Source organism: Chromatiaceae bacterium (assembly GCA_016714645.1).
Lineage (GTDB): Bacteria > Pseudomonadota > Gammaproteobacteria > Chromatiales > Chromatiaceae > M0108.
In genome coordinates, this window is the sequence record JADKCI010000004.1 from 756,748 (window position 1) to 776,588 (window position 19,841).

General features: G+C 66.7%; 17 protein-coding genes. 15 read left to right on the top strand and 2 right to left on the bottom strand.

What is annotated here, in order from left to right; genetic code table 11:
• Positions 1–120 precede the first annotated feature (120 nt).
• The 5 genes from IPN92_15290 to IPN92_15310 all read left to right on the top strand — a co-directional run bounded on the left by IPN92_15290 (position 121) and on the right by IPN92_15310 (position 6,063).
• Positions 121–1,143, top strand: coding sequence for an alpha/beta hydrolase (locus IPN92_15290; protein ID MBK8639562.1), 1,023 nt, complete (start codon positions 121–123; stop codon positions 1,141–1,143).
• A 63-nt stretch (positions 1,144–1,206) separates the two neighbouring features.
• Positions 1,207–2,238 carry a magnesium chelatase ATPase subunit I gene (gene bchI / locus IPN92_15295; GenBank protein MBK8639563.1) on the top strand — a complete coding sequence of 344 codons (1,032 nt, stop codon included), beginning with the start codon at positions 1,207–1,209 and terminating at the stop codon, positions 2,236–2,238.
• A complete protein-coding gene (locus tag IPN92_15300; protein MBK8639564.1) occupies positions 2,235–4,037 on the top strand; it encodes a magnesium chelatase subunit D in 1,803 nt (600 codons plus the stop codon). The genes bchI and IPN92_15300 overlap by 4 nt, the downstream gene beginning before the upstream one ends.
• 11 nt (positions 4,038–4,048) lie before the next feature.
• A complete protein-coding gene (locus tag IPN92_15305; GenBank protein ID MBK8639565.1) occupies positions 4,049–4,933 on the top strand; it encodes an alpha/beta fold hydrolase in 885 nt (294 codons plus the stop codon).
• Positions 4,934–5,040: 107 nt separating this feature from the next.
• Positions 5,041–6,063, top strand: coding sequence for a hydrolase (locus IPN92_15310; GenBank protein ID MBK8639566.1), 1,023 nt, complete (start codon positions 5,041–5,043; stop codon positions 6,061–6,063).
• 9 nt (positions 6,064–6,072) lie between these two features.
• On the opposite strand, the gene IPN92_15315 is transcribed toward IPN92_15310, so the two are convergent.
• A complete protein-coding gene (locus tag IPN92_15315) occupies positions 6,073–7,470 on the bottom strand; it encodes a hypothetical protein (GenBank protein ID MBK8639567.1) in 1,398 nt (465 codons plus the stop codon).
• A 111-nt stretch (positions 7,471–7,581) separates the two neighbouring features.
• Between IPN92_15315 and IPN92_15320 the strand changes: the two genes are divergently transcribed.
• The gene (locus tag IPN92_15320; protein MBK8639568.1) at positions 7,582–8,064 is read left to right on the top strand and encodes a CDP-archaeol synthase; all 483 of its coding nucleotides are present in this window, start codon (positions 7,582–7,584) and stop codon (positions 8,062–8,064) included.
• Between the two features lie 113 nt (positions 8,065–8,177).
• Positions 8,178–8,459: a hypothetical protein gene (locus IPN92_15325; GenBank protein MBK8639569.1), complete on the top strand. Its 282-nt coding sequence runs from the start codon at positions 8,178–8,180 to the stop codon at positions 8,457–8,459.
• A 162-nt stretch (positions 8,460–8,621) separates the two neighbouring features.
• Here the strand turns inward: IPN92_15325 and trxA are convergent, their stop codons facing one another.
• Complete coding sequence (gene trxA, locus IPN92_15330; protein MBK8639570.1) at positions 8,622–9,485, bottom strand: thioredoxin; 864 nt, start codon at positions 9,483–9,485, stop codon at positions 8,622–8,624.
• 147 nt (positions 9,486–9,632) lie between these two features.
• Between trxA and trxC the strand changes: the two genes are divergently transcribed.
• The 8 genes from trxC to asd all read left to right on the top strand — a co-directional run bounded on the left by trxC (position 9,633) and on the right by asd (position 19,813).
• Positions 9,633–10,067, top strand: a complete 435-nt coding sequence (gene trxC / locus IPN92_15335) for a thioredoxin TrxC (protein MBK8639571.1) — start codon at positions 9,633–9,635, stop codon at positions 10,065–10,067.
• Between the two features lie 275 nt (positions 10,068–10,342).
• Positions 10,343–11,491, top strand: a complete 1,149-nt coding sequence (gene carA, locus IPN92_15340; protein MBK8639572.1) for a glutamine-hydrolyzing carbamoyl-phosphate synthase small subunit — start codon at positions 10,343–10,345, stop codon at positions 11,489–11,491.
• 116 nt (positions 11,492–11,607) lie between these two features.
• Positions 11,608–14,814 (top strand): carbamoyl-phosphate synthase large subunit, encoded by a 3,207-nt coding sequence (carB, locus tag IPN92_15345; protein MBK8639573.1) that lies wholly within the window; start codon positions 11,608–11,610, stop codon positions 14,812–14,814.
• Between the two features lie 84 nt (positions 14,815–14,898).
• Entirely contained in the window at positions 14,899–15,378 is a 480-nt protein-coding gene (gene greA / locus IPN92_15350) for a transcription elongation factor GreA (GenBank protein MBK8639574.1), read from the top strand.
• Between the two features lie 93 nt (positions 15,379–15,471).
• Positions 15,472–16,875, top strand: a complete 1,404-nt coding sequence (leuC, locus tag IPN92_15355; GenBank protein ID MBK8639575.1) for a 3-isopropylmalate dehydratase large subunit — start codon at positions 15,472–15,474, stop codon at positions 16,873–16,875.
• 13 nt (positions 16,876–16,888) lie between these two features.
• Entirely contained in the window at positions 16,889–17,527 is a 639-nt protein-coding gene (leuD, locus tag IPN92_15360) for a 3-isopropylmalate dehydratase small subunit (protein ID MBK8639576.1), read from the top strand.
• Positions 17,528–17,608: 81 nt separating this feature from the next.
• Positions 17,609–18,691 (top strand): 3-isopropylmalate dehydrogenase, encoded by a 1,083-nt coding sequence (leuB, locus tag IPN92_15365; protein MBK8639577.1) that lies wholly within the window; start codon positions 17,609–17,611, stop codon positions 18,689–18,691.
• A 6-nt stretch (positions 18,692–18,697) separates the two neighbouring features.
• Entirely contained in the window at positions 18,698–19,813 is a 1,116-nt protein-coding gene (asd, locus tag IPN92_15370) for an aspartate-semialdehyde dehydrogenase (protein MBK8639578.1), read from the top strand.
• Positions 19,814–19,841 lie beyond the last annotated feature (28 nt).

The following is a 19,841-nucleotide window of genomic DNA, read 5'->3' on the forward strand; positions in this document are numbered from 1 at the left end:
GGAGTTGCTGACAATCATTCCACAAGGGCGGTCACTAGACCCAAGAGGGAAGTTGGCATTGAACATCGATCGGTTTCCGGCACGTCGTGGGGTGCGCCCGGGCGCGCCCGGGGAAGGGCTATGCTGAGACGCATCCTCTGGATTCTGGGGATCATCCTCGGACTGGCCCTGGGCGCCGCGCTCCTGGGGCCCTTCCTGATCTCGACCGAGTCCCTGGCGGGCCGGGAGCCGGCGGGCGCGGTCGCGACTGCTCAGAGCCACTTTGTCGAAATTCCCTTCCCCGGGACCGGGGGGATCAGGCTCCACTATCTGGAAGCCGGGCCCGAGAATCCGCCCAATGCCCCGGTCTTCATCCTGCTGCATGGCTTCACCTTCAATGCCTTCACCTGGCAACCGGCCCTGGATTTTTTCGCTCGGCAGGGGCGGGTGTTCGCCTTTGACCAGATACCCTACGGCCTGAGCGCCAAGCTGACGCCCGCGGATTGGGACGGCCCCAACCCCTACGCCAAGGAGGCGGCGATCGCGCAGCTCTTTGCCTTCATGGATACCCTGGGCATCAAGCGGGCGATCCTGGTGGGCAATTCCTCGGGTGGCACCCTGGCCATGGAGGCGGCCCTGGCCAGGCCCGAGCGGGTCGAACGCCTGATCCTGGTGGCGCCTTGGGTTTACGCCCAACGGCCGACTATGCCCGCCGCCGTGGCGGAGTTGCCACAGTTACGTCGCTTAAGCCTCCTCATTGCCCGTAAGCTCGGCCAGGGTGGCCTCCTCGATTACTCCTATGCCGACCCTGGGCGCCTCGACGAGGATCGCCGGTTCCTCATGACGATCCACACCCGGATGGCGAATTGGGACCTGGCCTGGGGCGAACTGCTGAATCGGTCCCTGTCCAGTCCGGTCACGGTGAGTTCGCGGCTGGACCAGATTACCCAGCCCGTCCTCATGCTGACGGGCGACCAGGACAAGGTGGTCCCGGTCGCCGACACCCGTAAGGTGGCCGAGCGGCTCCCGAACGCCACCTTGGAGCTGTTGCCCGGCTGCGGGCATGTGCCCCAGGAGGAGTGTTTGGAATCCTTCGAGCAGGCCGTCTCCGGCTGGCTGCGGGCCCCGAAACCCGTCGCGGCGGACCCCGAGTCCCGGGGCTAAGGCCGCCGCTAGTCTGCATTTACTCTATTTTCCCTATTATTTTCCCATAGAGACCTTTAACCCATGCCTATCGCCTTCCCCTTTTCCGCGATCGTCGGCCAGGACGAGATGAAGCAATCCCTGCTGGTGGCGGCGGTCGATCCAACCATTGGGGGCGTGCTGGTCTTCGGAGATCGCGGCACCGGCAAGTCCACCGCGATTCGCGGCCTGGCGGCCCTCTTGCCTAAGATGCGAGCGGTCCTGGGCTGTGCCTACTCCTGCGATCCAGCGGCGGACGCGGGCGCCCTGTGCGCGGAATGCCGGGAGCGCGCTAACAAAGGGGGAGTACCCAAGACCCACTCGGTGCCAGTGCCGGTGGTTGATCTGCCCCTGGGGGCGACCGAGGACCGGGTGATCGGGGCCCTGGACCTGGAGCGCGCCCTGACTCAGGGCGAAAAGGCCTTCGAGCCAGGCCTTCTCGCCCGCGCCCATCGCGGCTTCCTCTATATTGACGAGGTGAACCTGCTCGAGGACCACCTGGTCGATGCCCTCCTGGACGTGGCCGCCTCGGGGGAGAATCTGGTGGAGCGCGAGGGCTTGAGCCTGCGCCATCCGGCCCGCTTCGTTCTGGTCGGCAGCGGTAACCCCGAGGAGGGCGAACTGCGCCCCCAGCTCCTGGATCGCTTCGGCCTCTCGGTGGAGGTCAAGACCCCCGGCGACCTGCCCACCCGGGTTAAGGTGGTTCGCCTGCGCGATGAGTTCGAGCGTGATCCGGCGGCCTTCGTTGCCAAGTGGAAGCGCAAGGACGGCAAGATTCGTCACCAGCTCGAATCGGCGCGCAAGGCCCTGTCCACGGTCGAGGTCCCCGATTTGGCCCTGGAACAGGCGGCCATGCTGTGCATGGCCCTGGGTACGGACGGCCTGCGCGGTGAACTCACCCTGATCCGTGCCTCCCGCGCCCTGGCCGCCCTCGAAGGCGCTACGGTCGTGGGCATTACCCATCTGCGGCGGGTCTCCGCCCCGGCCCTGCGTCACCGGCTGCGGCGTGATCCCCTCGATGAATCTGGCTCGACGGTACGCGTTCAGCGCGCCGTCGAGGAGCTGTTTCCCGCATGACCCCGAGCACAACCCCCGGGATCGAGACCCTGATCTCCCCCTGGGATGATGTCGCCCTGGCGGCCGCCCTCTTCGCCGTGGACCCGGCGGGCACCGGCGGCGTCGCCCTGCGGGCGCTGGCGGGGCCGGTCCGGGACCACTGGCTCGCCTTGGCGCGGGGGCTGTTGCCGACTGAATGCCCGCGACTCAAGATTCCCCTGCATGTGAGCGTGAGTCGCCTGCTGGGGGGCATGGATCTGGCCGCCACCCTCCAGTCGGGGCGGCCCGTCGCGGAACGGGGCCTGCTGGCCCAGGCCGATGGCGGCATGGTGGAACTGTCCATGGCCGAGCGGCTGGAGGGCGCCACCACCGCCTATCTGACGGCGGTGCTGGACGCAGGCGAGGTTGTTCTCGAACGTGACGGCATCGCCGCCCGTACCGCCTCCCGCTTCGGCGTCATCGCCCTGGACGAGGGCGTGGGCGAGGATGAGCAGTTGCCGGCGCCGCTGCTGGATCGCCTGGCCTTCCACCTGGACCTGTCGCGCTTCGCGATGCGGGACCTGCCTAAGGAGGCCCCGTGGGGCACCGGGGAGGTCCTGGCCGCCCGCGCCCGCCTGGGCAATGTCAAGATCGCCGACGAGATGGTCGAGACCCTCTGCGGCGCGGCGCTGGCCCTGGGCATCGCCTCCATCCGCGGCTCCCTGCTCGCCATTCGCATCGCCCGGGCGGCGGCCGCCCTGGCGGGGCGGGACCAGGTCATCGAGGAGGACGTCGCCGTGGCCGCCCGCCTGGTGCTCGCGCCGCGCGCGACCCGGCTGCCTGCCGGTGAGCCCTCCCCCGAGGAGGAAGAGCCCGATCAGCCCGGCGAGGATGAGGAACCGCCCGAGCAGCCCGATGAAGATGGCCAGGGAGATGAGGATACGGGTGGGGAGGACCGACCCCTGGAGGAGATGGTCCTGGAGGCGGCCCAGGCCGCCATGCCGCGCGACATGCTCGACCGGCTGCGGCAGGGCGCCGCCCGGCGTGCCCGCTCCCGGTCCCCGGGCAAGGCCGGTGCCCTTCAACAGGCCTCCCTGCGGGGCCGGCCCATCGGCGCCCGGCGGGGCGATCCGGGGCCTGGGGTGCGCCTGAATGTCGTCGAAACCCTGCGCGCGGCCGCGCCCTGGCAAGTCATCCGACGGCGGGAGCAGCCGGCGGGCGACAGGGTCAAGCGGGTCGAGGTCCGGCGGGATGATTTTCGGGTCACGCGTTTCAAGCACCGCGCCGAGACCACCACCATCTTTGCCGTGGATGCCTCCGGTTCCTCCGCCCTGCACCGCCTGGCGGAGGCCAAGGGTGCTATCGAACTGCTGCTGGCGAGCTGCTATGTGCGCCGCGATCGCGTCGCCCTGATCGCCTTTCGCGGTCAGAGTGCCGAACTGCTGCTGCCACCCACCCGCTCCCTGGTGCGGGCCAAGCGCTCCCTGGCGAGCCTGCCGGGCGGCGGCGGCACGCCCCTGGCCGCCGGCATCGATGTGTCCCTGCTCCTTGCCGATGCGGTGCAGCGTCGGGGCGGGACACCTACCATCGTCCTGCTGACGGATGGTCGCGCCAATGTCGCCCGGGATGGTCAGGGGGGCCGGGCCCGGGCGAGCGAGGAGGCCCTGGTCGCGGCGCGGCTGGTGCGCGCGGCGGATATCCGCGCCCTCTTGGTGGATACCTCGCCGCACCCCCAGCCCAAGGCCCGGGAGTTGGCCGAGGCCATGGGGGCGACCTATCTGCCGCTCCCCTACGCCGATGCCCGGGTCCTGTCCAGTGCCGTTCAGGCCGCCACGGGCTAGGTCGGGGCTTGATGAGCGACCGTCCGCACTGGCAGCGGGAGGGGCGGGATTGGCCCAATCGGGAGGCGAGCCTTTTCCCGGTGGAGTCGGGATTACGCTGGCATCTCCAGGTGATGGGCGAGGGGCCCGTCATCCTGCTGGTCCATGGCACGGGGGCGGCGACCCACTCCTGGCGCCGCCTGGCGCCACTGCTGGCGGAACGCTTCGAGGTTATAGCCCCGGACCTCCCGGGCCATGGCTTTACCGAGGCCCTCGCCGCCCCGGCCCTCTCGCTCCCGGGCATGGCGGCGGCCTTGGGCGGGCTCCTGCGCCAGTTGGGCAAGGCGCCCGATCTGGTCGTCGGCCACTCCGCCGGGGCCGCCATTCTGGCGCGCATGTGCCTGGATGGCCTCATCGGCCCCCAGGCCCTCATCAGTCTCAACGGCGCCCTCCTGCCCCTGAATGGCCTGCCGGGTCACCTCTTCTCCCCGGCCGCCAAGCTGCTTGCCGCGACCCCCTTTCTGCCGCGTCTGTTCGCCTGGCGCGCCAGCGCCCCCGATGCGGTAGAGCGGCTGGTACGCAGCACCGGCTCGACCCTGGACCCCGTCGGCATCGCCCTCTACCGCCGCCTGATCTCCTGTCCCGGCCACGTGGGCGCCACCCTGTCCATGATGGCCAACTGGAACCTGGAGCCCCTGGAGCGGGCCCTGCCGGCTTTACGGCCCCCCCTTTTCCTGGTCGTCGGAGACAACGACTGGACGGTGCCGCCCGCCGAGGCCCAGCGCGTCCGGAGCCGGCTGCCCACTGCCCAGATCATCTCCTTGCCGCGACTAGGGCATCTGGCCCACGAGGAGCGCCCGGAGGAGGTGGCCGACCTCATTACCCGGCTGGCCATCTCGGTCGGGGTGTTGACTTAACCGGAATTCGCGTTGAACCACGCCATGGGTGAGGGGCTGGGGCCATTGGCGGCAAGCCTCTGATCCATCCGCCATCGCCACCACTCATATCATGGGGAATCATAACCATGGGGACCATCGTCGCAAGCAGCTTCCGCCCCGCCTGGTGGTTGCCGGGTCCCCACCTCCAGACCCTTTGGCCAGGCTTGGCGCGGTCCCGGCCGGATCCGCCGCCGGAGCGCCGCCGCATCGAACTCGCGGACGGCGACTTCATCGACCTGGCGCAGGGGATGGGCAGGGGGCCTCGGGTCCTGGTGATCCACGGGCTCGAAGGCGATCTTCGGTCTCATTATGCGGGGACCCTCCTCGCGGCCCTCGCCGGCCAGGGTTACTGTCCCCTCTTTATGCATCTGCGGGGCTGTTCCGGCGAACCCAACCGGCTATCGCGCGGCTACCACTCCGGGGCTAGCGAAGACCTGCACGAGGTTCTGACGCACCTGGCCCGGGATCCGTCTGGGATGCCTCTCGCGGCCATTGGCTTCTCCCTGGGCGCCAACCTCCTCCTCAAGTATCTCGGCGAGCGGGGCGGCTATCCGGCCAAGGATCCGCGCGGCCCCCTGCTGGGCGCCGGGATCGCGGTGTCACCCCCTTTTGTTCTGCGCGATGCCATGTTGCGGCTGAATCAGGGTGTCTCCCGCCTGTACCGGAGTCATTTGGTGGGCCGACTCAAGCAGACCTTCCTCCGTAAGTTCGCCACCCGGACCTGCCCCATCAGGATCGACATCGGCTCGATTCGGGATTTCAATGCCTTCGACGAGCGCATCACCGCTCCCCTTTGTGGCTTCGCCGGCGTCTTCGATTATTACAACCGGGCCAGTTGCCGTGGCTATCTGCCTGCCATCACCACGCCGACCCTGATCATCCACGCCCTGGACGATCCCTTCATGTTTCCCTCCAGCGTCCCCTTCGAGCAGGAACTGGGACCCGGCGTCATTTTGGAGCTCAGTCCCCATGGCGGCCATGTCGGATTCGTCGCCGGCAACCTGCCATGGCGACCGGATTACTGGCTGGAGGGGCGCATCCTGGGGTTTCTGAGGGCCATAAAGGAGAAGGGTAAGCCATCAGGAATAGACCTACCGATCGAACATTGAAGTGAGTCGCTACTTCGCCACCCCAACCCCGCCCGTGCGCAACTGCTCGGTCAGCTTTTCAAATTCGCGCTGCATTTCGAGGTTGCGGAAGGGTCGTGGCTTGGGGACCTGGCGGCTGATGAGGCCGTCCAGCAGCTTGCGGCTGGCCTTGACGATGCCGACCAACTCGCCGGAGACGCGCACCGTCTCGTAGGTATTCCAGGCGGTGGCGATATCGGTCTCCAGGGCGACCCGGGCGGCGGTGATCTGGCGGCCCTGTTCATCAAGGTATTGGCGATAGACCCCCGCCGCCTCGATGGTCAGGCGCTGGGCATCGAGATTGGCGACAAGAATCTCGCGTTTCTCCGGGGCTTGCTTGAGGAGGGCCTGGGTCTGGCTGGAGAGTTCCCGGGCGCGCTCGGCGATAGCGTCGATGCGGGGGATATAGTTGTTGGCGATGGCCTGTTCCACCTGGAGATGCATCTGACGCAGGCTCTTGAGCAGGACGACATAAAGGCCGTAGTAACGGCGGGCGCTCTGGAGGTCCTCGCCGCTCTCCTCGACAAGTTTTTCGAGCTGGCCGGTGATGGCCTTGACGTTGTCGAAGAGGATGCCGAGGTCGATGAGGTTGTCGCCCACCACGGTGGAGAGCATGAAATCCAGTTGGTCGTCGCTCAGCTCCAGGCCCATGGCCCGCAACTCGGCGGCGAAATCGCGCTTGACGGTCTCCAGGTTCGCCTCGTAGCGGGCGATGTCGGCCTGGCGGTCGGCGATGGCCTCGTCATAGTCCGCGACTGTTTTCTTGACCAGGGAGTCCGAAGGGGCGGAGACGCGCTGGCGGCGATATTCGGCCAGGTCCTGGCGGGCAGAGGCGATCTCCTGCTGGAGGACGCGGATGCGCTGCCGATGGTCCTGGGTGTTGGAGCCGGAGAGGATGGCGACGGCCTGGTCGAGGAGTTGGTCGATCTCCGCCTGGTTGCTGGCCTGGTCGTCGCCAAACCAGCGGTTCTCCGGCAGGCTGGCCTGGCGCTCCTGCAGGGCCAGGGACTCCTCCAGGGTCGGCAGGACCCCATCCCAAAGGCGGGCGAAGTTGGCCTGGGGGTCCGGCCCCAGATAGCGCCGGGTGGTGTCCCAGGCGGAGCCGGCGGTCTGCTTGGAGCCTTGCCAGAGGGTCTCGGCGCTCTGCTGGGAACCCTCGAACCAGCGCCCGGCGCTGTCCTTGGTCCCCCGCCAGAGGTCCCCGGCCGTGCCCAGGGATTTGTCCCAGAGGGAGGGCTCCGTCACCCCTGGCCTCTCGTCGAAGGCGGTGGGGGGGAATGCCGGGGCAGGACCGGGATTTTGGATCGGGGTCTGGGCCTGGGCGCCGGTGAGAAAGGCCTGAACCCCCATGGCCAAGGCCAGGAGCAAGGTCGAAAGCGGTGGTTGCATGGTGGCACTCCATGACCCCGCCGGCGGGATTGGGACGGGGGAGGGCGGATGTTCGAGAATCGACCATAATCTACATCAAGACACCGGCCGCGGCGCGAGAGATGGGATGAAATGTGGGAAAAAGCGGGCTTGCTGTTGTTGCTCATCGCCGCCAACGGCGCGCCGATCCTGCTGGCCTGGGCCCTGGGCAAGCGCTGTGATGGGCCCCTGGATGGCGGCTGGATGCACGCCGATGGCCGCCCTCTGCTGGGGGGGCACGTCACCAGGCGGGGTCTGGTGGGCGCGGTGCTGGCGACGATGGTGTTGGCTTATCTGCTCGGCCTGGGCGCTGGCCTGGGGGCACTGATTGGCCTGCTGGCGATGGTGGGCGATGCCTTGTCGAGCTTCGTCAAGCGCCGCCTGGGGCTCAAACCCGGTGACAAGGCTACCGGCCTGGATCAGATCCCCGAATCCCTGCTGCCCCTGATCGCGGTGGCTGGGTCTTTCGGCTTGGGGTGGCTGGACCTGGGCCTGCTGGTGGCCGCTTTCACCCTGTTTGACATGGCGGTGTCTGGGCCCCTCTACCGGCTACATTTGCGGCAGCGACCTTATTGACGCCTCTCGTCCGCCGCCTGGTTGGGATTGGTCTGTGCTCGCTCCCGGCCTTATTTGCGCTGGTCTGTGGTCTCTGGCCACGACCCGTCCCGCTAATGCAGGAGGGATTGGGTTTGGTCCTGGTCGGTATCGCGGGTCTCATCGCCGGTATCAATCTCTATTTGCTCTACCTGCGTCCCTGTCGCTATCGCCGTCGCCAGGGTGCGGACGTGGGCTATCATTTTGTTTCGGGCCTGCCCACCGTGGGTAATTTACTGGTGGTCGGTGGCTGTTTCGCGGCCTTCGGTAGCGGTCTGGTGGGGGGCTGGGGGTTGCTCGTGGCCTTGGCCGACCCTGACGGACTGGCCTGGTTCCCCATCCGCACCTGGCGGGATGCCTCGTTGTGGGGTGATTAGGTAAGCCTTTTTCGAGCAGTGCAGCCCTGCGGGCCGCGCGAACCTTGGCCAGCGCGCGCTCCATGTGACGGGCCCGCCCACTGGACCCAGACGCCGAGGATGCGGCGCCCCCCTGACCCTGGTCGCCCTCATGTCGGCCTTTAGTCGCGCGGGTTTCCCCTCTCAGTAGAGGGCACTGAGCATCTTGGCCCGGTAGGCGGCGACCAGGGGGCCCGCGCCGCCAAGCAGGTCGAAGATGAGGATCATGGCCTTGCGGGCGGCATCGTCGCCATAAGCGCGGTCGCGCTTGAGGAGGGCGAGGAGCCCGGCCAGGGCGGCTTCTAGGTTGCCATTGACGGCCTGCCAGGCGGCGAGCAAGTAGCTGGCCTCGCTGTCCTTGGGGTTGGCCGCGAGACGGGCGGCCAATTCGGCCTCGGGCGGGGCGGTCGCGACCAGATTGGCGAAGCGGAGTTGGCCGCGCAGGGCCAGGACCTCCGGGTCCTTGGCCAGATCGATGGGGACCCGATCCAGCAGCGCCTCGGCGCCCTGGATGTCGCCGCTGGCGGCCTTGATCTGGACCTCGGCGAGGAAGAGTCGGGGATGGTCGGGGTCCTTGGCCCGAGCCTGATCCAGTTCGGCCTGGGCACCGGCCAGGTCGCCCAGGATCAGCCGGTCCGAGATGGCGTCGAGCAGGCTGTCGGACTCCCGGGGCAGGTGGGGTTCCAGGAAGGCCCGGATCTGGGCCTCGGGGAGGGCGCCCATGAATTGGTCGACGGGGCGTCCATCCTTGAATAGCTGGACCGTGGGCAGGCTGCGGATGCCAAACTGGGCGGCGAGGGCCTGTTCCTCCTCGGTATTGAGCTTGGCGACCAGGAGGCGACCATTGTATTCGTCCGCCAGCTTGGCGAGGATGGGCATGAGGGCGCGGCAGGGGGCGCACCAGTCGGCCCAGAAATCCACCAGCACGGGGCGGTCATAGGAGCCCTCGAGCACCACCTCTTGGAAGTTTTGCGCCGTGACGGCGACCAGATAGGGTGAGTTGGCCATTGGCGCCGTCCTCCTGAATCGAGCGGTTGGAATTGGTTTGGAAGCCCGTAAATAGTCCTGCAAAGCGATCGATTCAAGCCGGCGGAGTCCAGTATCATCCGTCCCGCCGGCGCCCAGGTCTCATTCAGCCCCCAGGAGCCCAGCCCCATGACCCAAGCTGTTCACCTTGTTTGTCCCCATTGCGATGCGGTTAACCGGGTACCCCCGGAGCGTCTGGGCGAGGAAGCCAAGTGCGGCAAGTGCCGTGCGCCCCTCTTTGCCGGTGCCCCCCTGGCCCTGGACGAGGGGCGTTTCGCCAAGCACCTGGGGCGGAGCGATCTGCCGCTGGTGGTGGATTTCTGGGCTCCCTGGTGCGCGCCCTGTCGCGCCATGGCGCCGGCATTCGAGGCCGTGGCCCGGCGCATCGAGCCCGAGGCGCGGCTGATCAAGGTGAACACGGAGGAGGCTCAGGCCCTGGCGGGGCGCCATGGCATCCGGAGCATCCCGACCCTGGTGGTCTTTCGCGGCGGCCGGGAGGTGGCGCGCACCTCGGGGGCCATGGACGCCGTGGCGCTGGAAAACTGGATTCGCCGCTCCCTGTGAGCGACCCAAGCCATCCACGGATGGCTGGATGCATGGGCGGAAATGTGCCAGGCTCCCTGGTGGCGGATGGACAGGGCAAGGGGAATCACTTAGAATTTCCCCCGTTCGAGATGCTGGCCCTAGCTGTTCCCGCCGCTCTCGTCCTCACGTCTTCGTGCACCGCCGCACGATCCTGGCCGCTTTCCCGCATCGCGCGTCCTTGTGATTTCAGCGCCCCTGGGCGCCTCATGTCCCCGCGGCCCTCCGGCCGGGACGCGGGCTGGCTGAACTCGGAGATGACCTTGAGAAAGCCCGCGGTTCTCGTTCTGGAAGACGGCTCTGTCTTTCGTGGCCTGTCCATCGGTGCCGAGACCCAGAGCGTCGGCGAGGTGGTCTTCAATACGGCCATGACCGGCTATCAGGAGATCCTCACCGACCCCTCCTACCGCCGCCAACTGGTGACCCTGACCTACCCCCACATCGGCAACACCGGCGTCAATCCCGAGGACGAGGAATCCCCCGCCCTGCAGGCCGCCGGGCTCGTTATCCGCGACCTGCCGCCCTTGGCCAGCAATTGGCGCCAGCGTGGGCGCCTGGATGACTACCTCCTGCGTCAGGGCGTGCCGGGCATCGCCGATATTGATACCCGCCGGCTGACCCGCATCCTGCGGGAGAAGGGTGCCCAGAATGGCTGTCTGCAGGCGGGCGAGGCGATTGACGAGACGGTGGCCTTGGCGGCGGCCCGGGCTTTTACCGGCCTCAAGGGCCTGGACCTGGCCCAGGAGGTGACGACGGACCGGGCCTATGAATGGGGCCGGGGTGTCTGGCGCCTGGAGGGGGAGGCAGCGATCGCGAGCCGTGATCCGGACCACTGCCCCTATTGGGTTGTGGCCTACGATTACGGTATCAAGCGCAACATCCTGCGTATGCTGGTGGATCGCGGCTGCCGGGTGACGGTGGTCCCGGCGAGGACGCCGGCGGCGGAGGTGCTGGCCCTCCAGCCCGATGGCGTCTTCCTCTCTAACGGCCCGGGCGATCCGGAGCCCTGCGATTACGCCATCCAGGCCATCGGCGACTTGCTGGAGACCGGTATTCCAATCTTTGGGATCTGTCTGGGTCACCAATTACTGGGCCTGGCCTGCGGGGCGCGCACTCTGAAGATGAAGTTCGGTCATCATGGCGCTAACCACCCGGTTCAGGACCTGGTCACCCGGCGGGTCATGATCAGCAGCCAGAATCATGGCTTTGCGGTGGACGAGGCGAGCCTGCCCCCGACCCTGGAGCCGACCCACCGATCCCTCTTCGATGGCTCCCTGCAAGGTATCCATCACCGCGAGCAACCGGCCTTTGGTTTCCAGGGGCATCCGGAGGCCAGCCCGGGACCCCATGACGTGTCACCCGTTTTTGATCACTTCATCGACCTGATCCGGGCCCACCGGCCCTAGCCAGGTCCTGGCGGGCGAGGGATGACACCCTGGCCCTGGGTCGGACCGGACCCCCAAGCACATTGGCCAAACCTGGCCCTACCCTGGCCAGGATGCTATTACTAGCCTGAAAGAATATGCCCAAGCGTACAGACATCCAGAGCATTCTCATCATCGGGGCCGGCCCCATCGTCATCGGCCAGGCCTGCGAGTTCGACTACTCGGGGGCCCAGGCCTGTAAGGCCCTGCGCGAGGAGGGCTACCGGGTCATCCTGGTAAATTCCAATCCGGCCACCATCATGACCGACCCGGAGATGGCCGATGCCACCTACATCGAGCCCATCACCTGGAAGACGCTGGAGCGCATCATCGAGCGCGAGCGCCCGGATGCCCTGCTGCCGACCATGGGCGGCCAGACGGCCCTCAACACCGCCCTGGACTTGGTACGCCACGGGGTGCTGGAGCGTTACGGCATCGAGCTGATCGGCGCCACTCGGGAGGCCATCGACATGGCCGAGGACCGCGATCTCTTCCGCAAGGCCATGCGTCGCATTGGCCTGGACATGCCGCGCTCGGCCATTGCCCACAGCCTGGAGGAGGCCATCCAGGTCCAGGCCCAGATCGGCTACCCCGCCATCATCCGTCCCTCCTTCACCATGGGCGGCAGCGGTGGCGGTATCGCCTACAACCAGGAGGAGTTCGAGACTATCTGCCTTCGCGGTCTGGACCTGTCCCCGACCAGCGAGCTGCTGATCGAGGAATCCGCCCTGGGCTGGAAGGAATTCGAGATGGAGGTGGTGCGCGACCGCGCCGACAACTGCATCATTGTCTGTTCCATCGAAAACCTTGACCCCATGGGGGTGCATACCGGCGATTCCATCACGGTGGCGCCGGCCCAGACCCTGACGGACAAGGAATACCAGATCATGCGCGATGCCTCCATCGCCGTGCTGCGGGAGATTGGCGTCGATACGGGGGGCTCCAACGTCCAGTTCGCCATCAACCCCGAGAACGGACGCATGATCATCATCGAGATGAACCCGCGCGTCTCCCGGTCCTCGGCCCTGGCCTCCAAGGCCACCGGCTTCCCCATCGCCAAGGTGGCGGCCAAGCTGGCGGTGGGCTACACCCTCGATGAATTGAAAAACGACATCACCGGCGGCGCCACCCCGGCCTCCTTCGAGCCGAGCATCGACTATGTAGTGACCAAGGTCCCGCGCTTCACCTTCGAAAAGTTTCCCCTGGCCGACCCACGCCTCACCACCCAGATGAAGTCGGTGGGCGAGGTCATGGCCATTGGCCGCACCTTTCAGGAATCCCTGCAAAAGGCCCTGCGCGGGCTGGAAACGGACAAGTACGGTCTTGACGAGTTGGTGGATCTGACGGAGCCTGGCGCCTTGACCCGCATCCGCCAGGAGCTGCGCCAGCCCAGCGCCGAACGCATCTTCTACCTGGCCGATGGCTTGCGTGCCGGTTTCACGATCCAGGAACTCTTTGACATTACCGCCATCGATCCCTGGTTCCTGGCCCAGATCGAGGAACTGGTGACCCTGGAGGCCGAGATTCGTGACCAGGGTTTCCCCAGTCTGACCTACGAGCGCCTGCGCTTCCTCAAGCGCAAGGGCTTTGCCGACCGTCGCCTGGGCCAGTTGGCGGCCTGCGGCGAGCAGGCCATTCGCGAGAGGCGCCATGCCCTGGGTATCCGCCCCGTCTTTAAGCGGGTGGATACCTGCGCCGCCGAGTTTGCCTCCAGTACCGCCTATCTCTACTCCACCTACGAGGAGGAATGCGAGGCCAACCCCACGGACCGCCAGAAGATCATGGTCCTGGGCGGCGGGCCCAACCGCATCGGCCAGGGCATTGAGTTCGACTATTGCTGCGTCCATGCCGCTCTGGCCCTGCGCGAGGATGGCTACGAGACCATCATGGTCAACTGCAATCCGGAGACCGTCTCCACCGACTACGACACCTCCGACCGCCTCTATTTCGAGCCCCTGACCCTGGAGGACGTGCTGGAGATTGTCGATAAGGAGCAACCCTTCGGCGTCATAGTCCAGTTCGGCGGTCAGACCCCCTTGAAGCTGGCACGGGCCCTGGAGGCCGCGGGTGTGCCCATCATCGGCACCAGCCCGGACTCCATCGACCTGGCGGAGGATCGGGAGCGCTTCCAGGGCATGGTTCAGGTACTGGGCCTGCTGCAGCCGCCCAATACCACCGCCCGCAGCGAGCATGACGCCATAGCGCAGGCCGCCGGCATCGGTTATCCCCTGGTTGTGCGGCCCTCCTACGTCCTGGGGGGCCGGGCCATGGAGATCGTCTATGACGCCGCGGATCTCAAGCGCTATATGCGCGACGCGGTCAGGGTCTCCCACGAGTCGCCGGTGCTGCTGGATCGCTTCCTGGACGACGCCATCGAGGTGGACGTGGATGCCATCTGCGACGGCGAGACCGTCCTCATTGGCGGCATCATGGAGCACATCGAACAGGCCGGCGTCCATTCCGGTGACTCCGCCTGCTCCCTGCCGCCCTACACCCTCTCCCCGGCGATTCAGGACCGGATGCGCCAGCAGATGACCCAGTTGGGGCATGCCCTCAAGGTGGTGGGCTTGATGAACGCCCAGTTCGCCATCAAGGATGATGATGTCTATATCCTGGAGGTCAATCCGCGCGCCTCCCGCACCGTCCCCTTCGTTTCCAAGGCCATCGGTGTCCCCCTGGCCAAGGTGGCGGCCCGCTGCATGGTGGGCCGCACCCTGATTCAGCAGGGCCATGCCAAGGAGCTGAAGCCCAAGCACTATTTCGTCAAGGAGGCGGTGTTCCCCTTCATCAAGTTCCCGGGCGTGGATACGGTCCTCGGCCCTGAGATGAAATCGACGGGGGAGGTTATGGGCGTGGGCGAGACCTTCGGCGAGGCCTTTGGCAAGGCCCAGTTGGGTGCCGGGACCAAGCTGCCGGCCAAGGGCAAGGCTCTGTTGAGCGTGCGCGAGGCCGACAAGCGCCGCCTGGTGCCCGTCGCCCAGGATCTGGTCGAGCTGGGCTTCCAGCTTTACGGCACCCATGGCACGGCGGCGGTGTTGCGGGCGGCGGGTATCCCCTGCGTGCGGGTCAATAAGGTTTTCGAGGGCCGGCCTCACATTGTCGATATCATAAAAAACAACGAGATCAGCTTCATCGTCAATACGACCGAGGGGGCCAAGGCCATCGCCGATTCCGCCGCCATTCGCCGGGCCGCGCTCCAGCATAAGGTGAGCTACACCACCACCATCGCCGGCGCCGAGGCCACCTGCCTGGCCCTTCGGCACGGGGCCGCCCTGGCGGTGAATCGCTTGCAGGAACTTTACTGAGATTCCGGCGCCGGCCTGGGCCGGCGCCGGAACCGAACGAGAGGCCGCCGCGGGCGGCCCGGTTTTTTTGATGAGGACATCACCATGAGCAAAGTCCCCCTCACCGCCAGGGGCGCCGAGAAGCTGCGCGAGGAACTGGAGCGGCTCAAGCGCATCGAGCGTCCGCGCGTCATCGAGGCCATCTCGGAGGCCCGGGCCCACGGCGATCTCAAGGAGAACGCCGAATACCATGCCGCCCGCGAGCAGCAGAGCTTCATCGAGGGCCGCATCAAGGATATCGAGGGCAAGCTGTCCCACGCCCATATCATTGATGTCACGCAGCTCGCGACGGATGGCCGGGTCGTCTTCGGCGCCACGGCGATCGTGCTGGAGCTGGATAGGGACGAGACCGAGCATAGCTTCCAGATTGTCGGCGATGACGAGGCCGACCTGGCCCTTGGCATGATTTCCATCAGTTCCCCCATCGCCAGGGCCCTGATTGGCAAGCGCGAGGGCGACACGGCCACCGTGGACGCCCCGGGGGGGCTGCGCGAGTTCGAGATCCTGGAAGTGCGCTACGTCTGACCGGGCCCGGCTGACGGCGAATTCTGGGTTTGCGCCCCATCCCAGGCCCCATTATTCTTTTGCGATTCGATTCGTTATGCGCGGAGGCCCCCCATGGCTGCCCAGACCCTTTATGACAAATTGTGGGACGAGCATCTCGTCCGCTACGACGAGGATGGCACGGCGCTCCTCTACATCGACCGCCAGTTGGTCCACGAGGTCACCTCGCCCCAGGCCTTCGCCGGGCTGCGCCTGACCGGGCGCCAGCCCTGGCGGGTCGCGGCCAATCTGGCGGTGCCCGATCACAATGTCCCCACCACGGATCGCGATAAGGGCATCGTCGATCCGGTCTCGCGCCTCCAGGTGGAGACCCTGGGCCGCAACTGCATCGAATTCGGCATCACCGAGTTCGGCATGGGGGATCCCCGCCAGGGCATCGTCCACGTCATGGGGCCGGAACAGGGCTTCACCCAGCCGGGCATGACCATCGTCTGCGGCGACTCCCACACCTCGACCCATGGCGCCTTTGGGGCCCTTGCCTTCGGCATCGGCACCTCCGAGGTGGAGCATGTCCTGGCGACCCAGTGCCTGCTGCAGCGCAAGTCCAAGACCATGCTGGTCAGCGTCGATGGCCAGTTGGGGCGGGGCCTCACCGCCAAGGACATCGTACTGGCCATCATCGGCGAGATCGGCACCGCGGGCGGCACCGGTTATGTCATCGAGTTTGGCGGCGAGGCCATCCGGGCCTTGTCCATGGAGGGCCGCATGACGGTCTGCAACATGACCATCGAGGCGGGGGCCCGCGCCGGTCTGGTGGCGGTGGACGAGAAGACCATCGAGTACGTCCGTGGCCGGCCCTTTGTCGCCCAGGGGGAAGTCTTCGAACAGGCGGCAGCCCACTGGCGCACCCTGGTCAGCGACCCCGGCGCCCGGTTCGACCGGGTGGTCCACTTGGACGCGGCGGCCCTCAAACCACAAGTCACCTGGGGCACCTCGCCGGAGATGGTGGTGGCCATCGATGACCGGGTGCCCAATCCCGCCGCCGAGCCCGACCCGACCAAGGCCGCGGGCATGCGCCGCGCCCTGGAGTACATGGGTCTGGAGGCCGGGACGCCGATTACCGAGATTCGGCCGGACAAGGTCTTCATCGGTTCCTGCACCAATTCCCGCATCGAGGACCTGCGCGCCGCCGCCGAGGTGATCAAGGGCCGCCGGGTGGCCGCCAGCATCAAGCTGGCCATGGTGGTGCCGGGCTCGGGCCCGGTGAAGGAGCAGGCCGAGGCCGAGGGCCTGGATGCGATCTTCCGCGCCGCGGGCTTCGAGTGGCGCGACCCGGGCTGCTCCATGTGTCTGGCCATGAACGCCGACCGCCTGGAGCCGGACGAGCGCTGTGCCTCCACCTCCAACCGTAATTTCGAGGGCCGGCAGGGGCAGGGTGGGCGCACCCATCTGGTGAGCCCCGCCATGGCCGCCGCCGCCGCCGTGACCGGCCACTTCGTCGACGTGCGGACGCTTTAAGAGGACCCTGTCAATGGAAAAATTCGCCGATTTCACGGGCAAGGTCTGCCCCCTCGACCGTGCCAATGTCGATACAGACGCCATCATCCCCAAGCAATTCCTCAAGAGCATCGAGCGGACCGGCTTCGGGCCCAACCTGTTCGACGAGTGGCGCTATCTGGATCAGGGCGAGCCCGGCCAGGATTGCACCAACCGTCCGTTGAACATGAACTTCGTCCTCAACGACCCGCGCTATGCCGAGGCCAGCATCCTGCTGGCGTGGGAGAATTTCGGCTGCGGTTCCTCCCGCGAGCATGCCCCCTGGGCCTTGATGGATTACGGCTTCCGCGTCATCCTGGCCCCCAGCTTCGCCGATATCTTCTTCAACAACTGTTTCAAGAACGGCATACTGCCGATTGTCCTGGACGCGGCCAGGATCGACTGGCTCTTCTCCCAGGCTAATGGCCCTCGGGCCCTGGAAATCGAGGTGGATCTCCTAGGCCAGACCCTGACGCCAGTTGGAGGTAAGGCCTTCCCCTTTGATATGGACCCCTTCCACAAGGAATGCCTGCACAAGGGCCTGGACGACATCGGCCTGACACTCCATCACGTGGATGAGATTCGGACCTACGAGGAGCGGCGCTGGCGCGAGGCGCCCTGGTTGTTCGTCTAGGCGCGCCTCGCCAGCCTTACCCCCGGGAATTTCATCCGCTTTTTAGCGATAACTCCATCATTCCACAAGGCAACGAGACACGTGAGCAAGAAGATTCTGATCCTGCCGGGCGACGGCATTGGCCCCGAGATCGTCCATGAGGCCGTCAAGGTCCTGGCCTGTCTGCGCGACGATTATGGCCTGGACATCGCTATGGACGAGGCCCTGGTGGGCGGCGCGGCCATCGATGCCACCGGCGGCCCCTTGCCGGAGGCGACCCTGGAGCTGGCCCGGGAGGTCGATGCCGTCCTGCTCGGCGCCGTGGGCGGCCCCAAGTGGGAGCCCCTCCCCATCGCCATCCGGCCGGAAAAGGGCCTGCTGGGCCTGCGTGCGGGTCTCGGCCTCTTCGCCAACCTGCGTCCGGCCATCCTCTACCCCCAATTGGCGGCGGCCTCGTCCCTGCGTCCCGAGGTCGTCTCCGGGCTGGACATCGTCATCGTGCGCGAACTGACGGGCGACATTTATTTCGGCCAGCCGCGGGGCACCCATGTCCGCGAGGATGGTGAACGCGTCGGCGTCAACACCATGATCTACAGCGAGTCGGAGATCCGTCGCATCTGTCGCGTCGCCTTCGACATCGCCCGCCAGCGCGGCAAGCGCCTCTGCTCGGTGGACAAGGCCAATGTCCTGGAATGCACCGAGCTCTGGCGTGAGGTGGCGACCGAGGTCGGGGCCGAGTACCCGGACGTGGCCCTGAGCCATATGTACGTCGATAACTGCGCCATGCAACTGGTGCGCAACCCCAAGCAGTTCGACGTCATCGTCACCGGCAATATCTTCGGCGACATCCTCTCGGACGAGGCCTCCATGCTGACGGGCTCCATCGGCATGTTGCCCTCGGCCTCCCTGGACGAGCACGGCAAGGGCATGTACGAGCCTATCCACGGTTCGGCCCCGGACATCGCCGGCCAGGGCGTGGCCAATCCGCTGGCCACCATCCTGTCCCTGGCCATGATGCTGCGTTACTCCCTGGGCGACGAAGCCGGGGCCAAGCGGATCGATCGAGCGGTGACGCGGGTCCTCGATCAGGGGTTGCGGACCGCGGACATTATGTCCACGGGCATGCGGCGGGTCAGCACGTCTGAAATGGGCGACGCCGTCGTGGCGGCCCTGAGTGGGGAGTAGTTAGTTATGAATCGAGTCGGTTTTATCGGTTGGCGCGGCATGGTGGGCTCGGTCCTTATGGGCCGGATGCTGGAGGAAAATGACTTTGCGGTCATCCCGGAGCCCATCTTCCTCACCACCTCCCAGGTCGGCCAGCCCGGTCCGGACGTGGGTCAGGGGGCCGTGCCCCTGCTCGACGCCAACGACTTGCAGGCCCTGGCCGCCATGGACGCCATCGTCACCTGTCAGGGCGGCGACTATACCAAGGCGGTCTATCCAAAGCTGCGCGCCGCCGGTTGGAAGGGCTACTGGATCGACGCCGCCTCCAGCCTGCGCATGGAGCAGGAAAGCACTATCATCCTGGACCCGGTGAACCTGGACGTCATCGAGGCAGCGCTGGGGGCGGGGAAGCGCGACTTCATCGGCGGCAACTGCACGGTCAGCCTGATGCTGATGGCCATCGGCGGCCTCTTCCGCCATGACCTGGTGGAGTGGGTTACCTCCATGACCTACCAGGCCGCCTCCGGGGCGGGCGCCAAGAACATGCGTGAACTCCTCTCCCAAATGGGTACCCTCCACGCCGGCTGCGCCGATTGGCTGGCGGACCCGGCCTCGGCCATCCTGGAGATCGACCGGGTGGTCACCGAGACCATGCGTGGCGGCGGCTTCCCGACGGCAAACTTTGGGGCCCCCCTGGCGGGCAGTCTCATCCCCTGGATCGACACCCCGCTGGAGAACGGCCAGAGCCGCGAGGAGTGGAAGGGCCTGGTGGAGACCAACAAGATCCTCGGCCGCCAGGACAACCCCATCCCCATCGACGGCACCTGTGTACGCATTGGCGCCATGCGCTGCCATAGCCAGGGCCTGGTCATTAAGCTGAAGCAAAAGGCTCCCCTTGACGAATTGGTGGAGATGATCGCCGGTGCCAACGACTGGGTGAAGGTGGTCCCCAACGAGCGCCCGGCGACGGTCGCCGGCTTGTCCCCCGCCACCGTCACCGGCACCCTGACGGTGCCCGTCGGCCGGCTGCGCAAGATGAACCTGGGCGACGACTATCTGAACGCCTTCACCGTCGGCGACCAGTTGCTCTGGGGCGCCGCCGAGCCGCTGCGCCGCATGCTGCGGCTCCTGGGGCAAGGCTGAGGTCGGTTTGGTCGTGGGTGGCGCGACA

Coding starts and splice junctions, on each gene's coding strand:
- carA (MBK8639572.1), top strand. CDS start 10,343: ATGACCTTGAGAAAGCCCGCGGTTCTCGTTCTGGAAGACGGCTCTGTC.
- greA (MBK8639574.1), top strand. CDS start 14,899: ATGAGCAAAGTCCCCCTCACCGCCAGGGGCGCCGAGAAGCTGCGCGAG.
- IPN92_15315 (MBK8639567.1), bottom strand. CDS start 7,470: ATGCAACCACCGCTTTCGACCTTGCTCCTGGCCTTGGCCATGGGGGTT.
- trxA (MBK8639570.1), bottom strand. CDS start 9,485: ATGGCCAACTCACCCTATCTGGTCGCCGTCACGGCGCAAAACTTCCAA.
- IPN92_15310 (MBK8639566.1), top strand. CDS start 5,041: ATGGGGACCATCGTCGCAAGCAGCTTCCGCCCCGCCTGGTGGTTGCCG.
- IPN92_15300 (MBK8639564.1), top strand. CDS start 2,235: ATGACCCCGAGCACAACCCCCGGGATCGAGACCCTGATCTCCCCCTGG.
- leuC (MBK8639575.1), top strand. CDS start 15,472: ATGGCTGCCCAGACCCTTTATGACAAATTGTGGGACGAGCATCTCGTC.
- IPN92_15290 (MBK8639562.1), top strand. CDS start 121: ATGCTGAGACGCATCCTCTGGATTCTGGGGATCATCCTCGGACTGGCC.
- IPN92_15305 (MBK8639565.1), top strand. CDS start 4,049: ATGAGCGACCGTCCGCACTGGCAGCGGGAGGGGCGGGATTGGCCCAAT.
- bchI (MBK8639563.1), top strand. CDS start 1,207: ATGCCTATCGCCTTCCCCTTTTCCGCGATCGTCGGCCAGGACGAGATG.
- trxC (MBK8639571.1), top strand. CDS start 9,633: ATGACCCAAGCTGTTCACCTTGTTTGTCCCCATTGCGATGCGGTTAAC.
- IPN92_15320 (MBK8639568.1), top strand. CDS start 7,582: ATGTGGGAAAAAGCGGGCTTGCTGTTGTTGCTCATCGCCGCCAACGGC.
- carB (MBK8639573.1), top strand. CDS start 11,608: ATGCCCAAGCGTACAGACATCCAGAGCATTCTCATCATCGGGGCCGGC.
- leuD (MBK8639576.1), top strand. CDS start 16,889: ATGGAAAAATTCGCCGATTTCACGGGCAAGGTCTGCCCCCTCGACCGT.
- asd (MBK8639578.1), top strand. CDS start 18,698: ATGAATCGAGTCGGTTTTATCGGTTGGCGCGGCATGGTGGGCTCGGTC.